Source organism: Mesorhizobium sp. M0771, from assembly GCF_040320155.1.
In the GTDB taxonomy this organism is placed as follows: domain Bacteria; phylum Pseudomonadota; class Alphaproteobacteria; order Rhizobiales; family Rhizobiaceae; genus Mesorhizobium.
Map to the genome: position 1 here is coordinate 1 of NZ_JAMYPC010000063.1, position 2897 is coordinate 2897.

The 2897-nt window shown below is 57.0% G+C and carries 4 protein-coding genes and 1 pseudogene; 1 reads left to right on the forward strand and 4 read right to left on the reverse strand.

Annotation, left to right across the window (positions count from 1 at the left end):
• Positions 1-237: 237 nt before the first annotated feature.
• Positions 238-477 carry a hypothetical protein gene (locus tag NKI05_RS32115; protein ID WP_023673879.1) on the reverse strand — a complete coding sequence of 80 codons (240 nt, stop codon included), beginning with the start codon at positions 475-477 and terminating at the stop codon, positions 238-240.
• A gap of 219 nt (positions 478-696) precedes the next feature.
• Between NKI05_RS32115 and NKI05_RS32120 the strand changes: the two genes are divergently transcribed.
• A complete protein-coding gene (locus NKI05_RS32120; RefSeq protein WP_352765466.1) occupies positions 697-1668 on the forward strand; it encodes a hypothetical protein in 972 nt (323 codons plus the stop codon).
• Positions 1669-1844: 176 nt separating this feature from the next.
• On the opposite strand, the gene NKI05_RS32125 is transcribed toward NKI05_RS32120, so the two are convergent.
• From NKI05_RS32125 to NKI05_RS32135, 3 genes and pseudogenes are all read right to left on the reverse strand, one after another.
• Positions 1845-2150 carry a hypothetical protein gene (locus tag NKI05_RS32125; protein ID WP_352765468.1) on the reverse strand — a complete coding sequence of 102 codons (306 nt, stop codon included), beginning with the start codon at positions 2148-2150 and terminating at the stop codon, positions 1845-1847.
• Positions 2147-2305: a hypothetical protein gene (locus tag NKI05_RS32130; RefSeq protein ID WP_155929886.1), complete on the reverse strand. Its 159-nt coding sequence runs from the start codon at positions 2303-2305 to the stop codon at positions 2147-2149. The genes NKI05_RS32125 and NKI05_RS32130 overlap by 4 nt, the downstream gene beginning before the upstream one ends.
• Before the next feature lie 355 nt (positions 2306-2660).
• Positions 2661-2897: pseudogene (locus NKI05_RS32135) on the reverse strand (ATP-dependent DNA ligase); the annotation flags it as partial.

Below are 2897 nucleotides of genomic sequence, written 5' to 3' on the forward strand. Positions count from 1 at the left end.
GCCATCAAAATGGCTCTGGAAAAACAGGCCGCATGAGGCCAGAAATGAAACTCCGGACTCTCCATTGAACTGGAGGGAACAAGGGTCCCAGGTCATGTGCGCCGTTTTGCTGATCATCGAGCTTGTGACAATTCACCTGCTGCTCTGACGTAGCAGCGCTGTCTTGATGGCGCTATCGCTGTAGCGGTCGGACCGCTCTAGTGCGCCTTCTCCGCCTCCATCGTTGAGCAGTCAATTTCAGCTCGAGCGGGCTGGACGAGGGGAGCGCGGGCGCATGACCGTGGTGCCTACATTCGTCGTGACCACGCAGCCCACCTTATATCGGCCGACCACCACGCTTCCGCTTGCATAAGCCTCGGCGCGAATTCGATCTTGCAGCATTTCGGGACCGAGTTCTGAAGCTGCGATAACGCCCATCTGCTCCATGACCGGAGCCATGGTCGCTGCGAGATTGGAGATCAGATCAATGCCGCTCATACTGTCTGATCCACCTCCGGCGAGAGCACTTACCGCCTGGCCCCGGCCGGCGTTTCGTTCGATTGGAAGCACCGGCGCAATGTCGCCGCGGACTAGCGTCCGTCATCTGCCCTGCCGTATGCATTCGGGGTAATGCCACCAACTGCGGTCCATGGTATGGTCCCGAGCGCACGCAGTGGCGCCTGATAAACAATCAGGAGTGAACGGGAGTGGCGGCCATTGAGGCGCTATAAGAAGTTTATTTTGCATTGCGGAATTCACAAGACTGGAAGCTCTTATCTTCAGGCGAGCCTGGCCTCCAATCGGGATCTGTTGGCGGGGAACTCGATCCATTACCCCGACCCCCACGACCCGGCCAATGAAGCGTTCGGGCCGCAGCACAGCATAGCCGCAATCGGTTACGACGACAGCAAATCGTTTGAGCAGAACGTTGGCGCGTTCTTCGCACTCGATTCCGATTGCGAGACGTTGCTGATGTCAGGCGAGGAATTTTCGCGAGCCAGCACTCATCCATCTATTTTTCAGGGTCTGTTGGATATTGGCGCCGAGGTGAAGGTGGTGTTCTATTTGCGGCGCTTCGATCACTTGCTTGAGAGCGTGTATGCGCAATGCGTCAAAGACTACCTGACGGGCCCCATCGAAGTCGCGGAATATCAACTTGATTTCTACGAAATCCTGCGACCGTTTGTTGAGGCGCTCGGACCTGATCGTGTTGTCGTTCGACCATACAACCCTAAATTTTGGCCCGGCGAATCGATCGGTCAGGATTTCTTCTCTGCAATTGGCTTGCCTCACCTCTGGGGCGCCATGAGGAAGCCGGCCGGCCGGATCAACGAAAGTCTGTCACGGCCGGAAACATACATGATTTCAGTTACTGAAGGCATCGCTGAAAAGCAGCGCTTGATGGACCACTTCCGAGCCCGGCCTTTCCCGGAATGCGACAGGGCCAAGTTCTTCCGGTCACCCGATTTTCGCTTTGACTTCAACCTGAGATACATCGGCTTGAACTCTGGCGTCGCCGCCCTCAATGGCGGGGTGGACATCACCGAGTTTCTCGATCTGGCCAACGTCGATGATGATCCACATTGGCAAGCGTTCGACCCGAACGACCCTCAGATAGTCGACTATCTTGAAACCTTCAGGGCCAAGCATTCGGACTTAGACGGTGGGGATGATTGGGAAGTGCAGTGAAGATGGCATCGAGGGGATGCGCTTTTAGGGCGCGGATAATCGGGCGGAAACACTTACCCAACCGTAGGGTAAGGGCCGCTAGCTAAAAGCCCGCCAACCTTTTTCGGTGGGCGGGCCTCTACTGTCGGAACTGGAGAGTGTCATGTCGACAGCTCCGGCACTTGCGAACGGTTTGGTTAGTGGCGCCAGATCAGCAGGCAGAGCTGGCGCAGGTCACGATCATAAACGCCCCGGCTCTCGATCACGTCGATGCAGCGCTTCTTGAACCGAGTGATTTGGGCGCTCGACATAGCGTCGACAATGCGAGGCAGATCCGTATTGGTCGGATGGTCGGGGGACTCGGTTCCGACAGTGGCACCGCTCGTGCCAGTGGGGGCAGTGGTTCCGTCGTCGCCAACTGCGGCGTTCGCCGGCATGCAAAGATTTGCGAGAACGGCTCCAATCGCCATGCTTCCCACCAGGATCTCAAAAATCTTTGTCATAATTCGCATCCAGGATGGCCCCTTTTCCAAACCAAGGCCGGCGGGATTTTGCTCGCAACCAGCGGGACGGTGACAGTCGTTGAGTGATTGATTGGGTATTGATCGAAAAACGGGAACGCGATCAGATAGGCGTAGTCGGCGGTAAGATGTGCCATGCGGAAACCTCCGCTGGCGGCATCAATTATCATCCACGACATCCTCCAATATCCGGGTGAAGGTGCTGAAAGACATAGCTCATTAGAAAGCACGGATAGATGAATGAATGTCTAAAAACTCCTTTCCTATTCTTTGCAATGACAGTGTTAGGCGTCCTTAGCCGTGTTAACCGTTGATCAGCGTGAGGCGAGTTCCTGCGGTATCGCGTTCAGCTCGGCCTTTGCGGCGTTGGGATGCGCGCCTCTCGCAAAAGCGATGGCCAGTTGTGGAGCTGCTATTTGTTCTCCTCGCGGAAGTCCTGCAGCGATGCATGCCGCAGGTCATCCTCGCCACGCAAGTGCTTCACGCGGCCGATCAGCCCGGCTTGACCCATTGCGTCGCAGGCCGCTTCATGACGCCCTTGGGCGCCGTGCCTGGGTGCTCCTGGACGCGTTTCCATAGCCTCTCGCGCATTTCCCGGTTCAAGGTGACGAATGCGCTGCCGACATAGCGCCCGGTGCCGCGCTCAGCCATCAGAGCGAAAGCCGGCTTGCCCGCTTCACGCTCGACGCCGAGCAGATCGAACTCGTCAATCGCATAGCACTTGGCCTT

Bases quoted from the DNA above. Each gene is read 5' to 3' on its own strand.
- NKI05_RS32115 (WP_023673879.1), bottom strand. From the start codon at position 477: ATGAGCGGCATTGATCTGATCTCCAATCTCGCAGCGACCATGGCTCCG.
- NKI05_RS32125 (WP_352765468.1), bottom strand. From the start codon at position 2,150: ATGACAAAGATTTTTGAGATCCTGGTGGGAAGCATGGCGATTGGAGCC.
- NKI05_RS32130 (WP_155929886.1), bottom strand. From the start codon at position 2,305: ATGGCACATCTTACCGCCGACTACGCCTATCTGATCGCGTTCCCGTTT.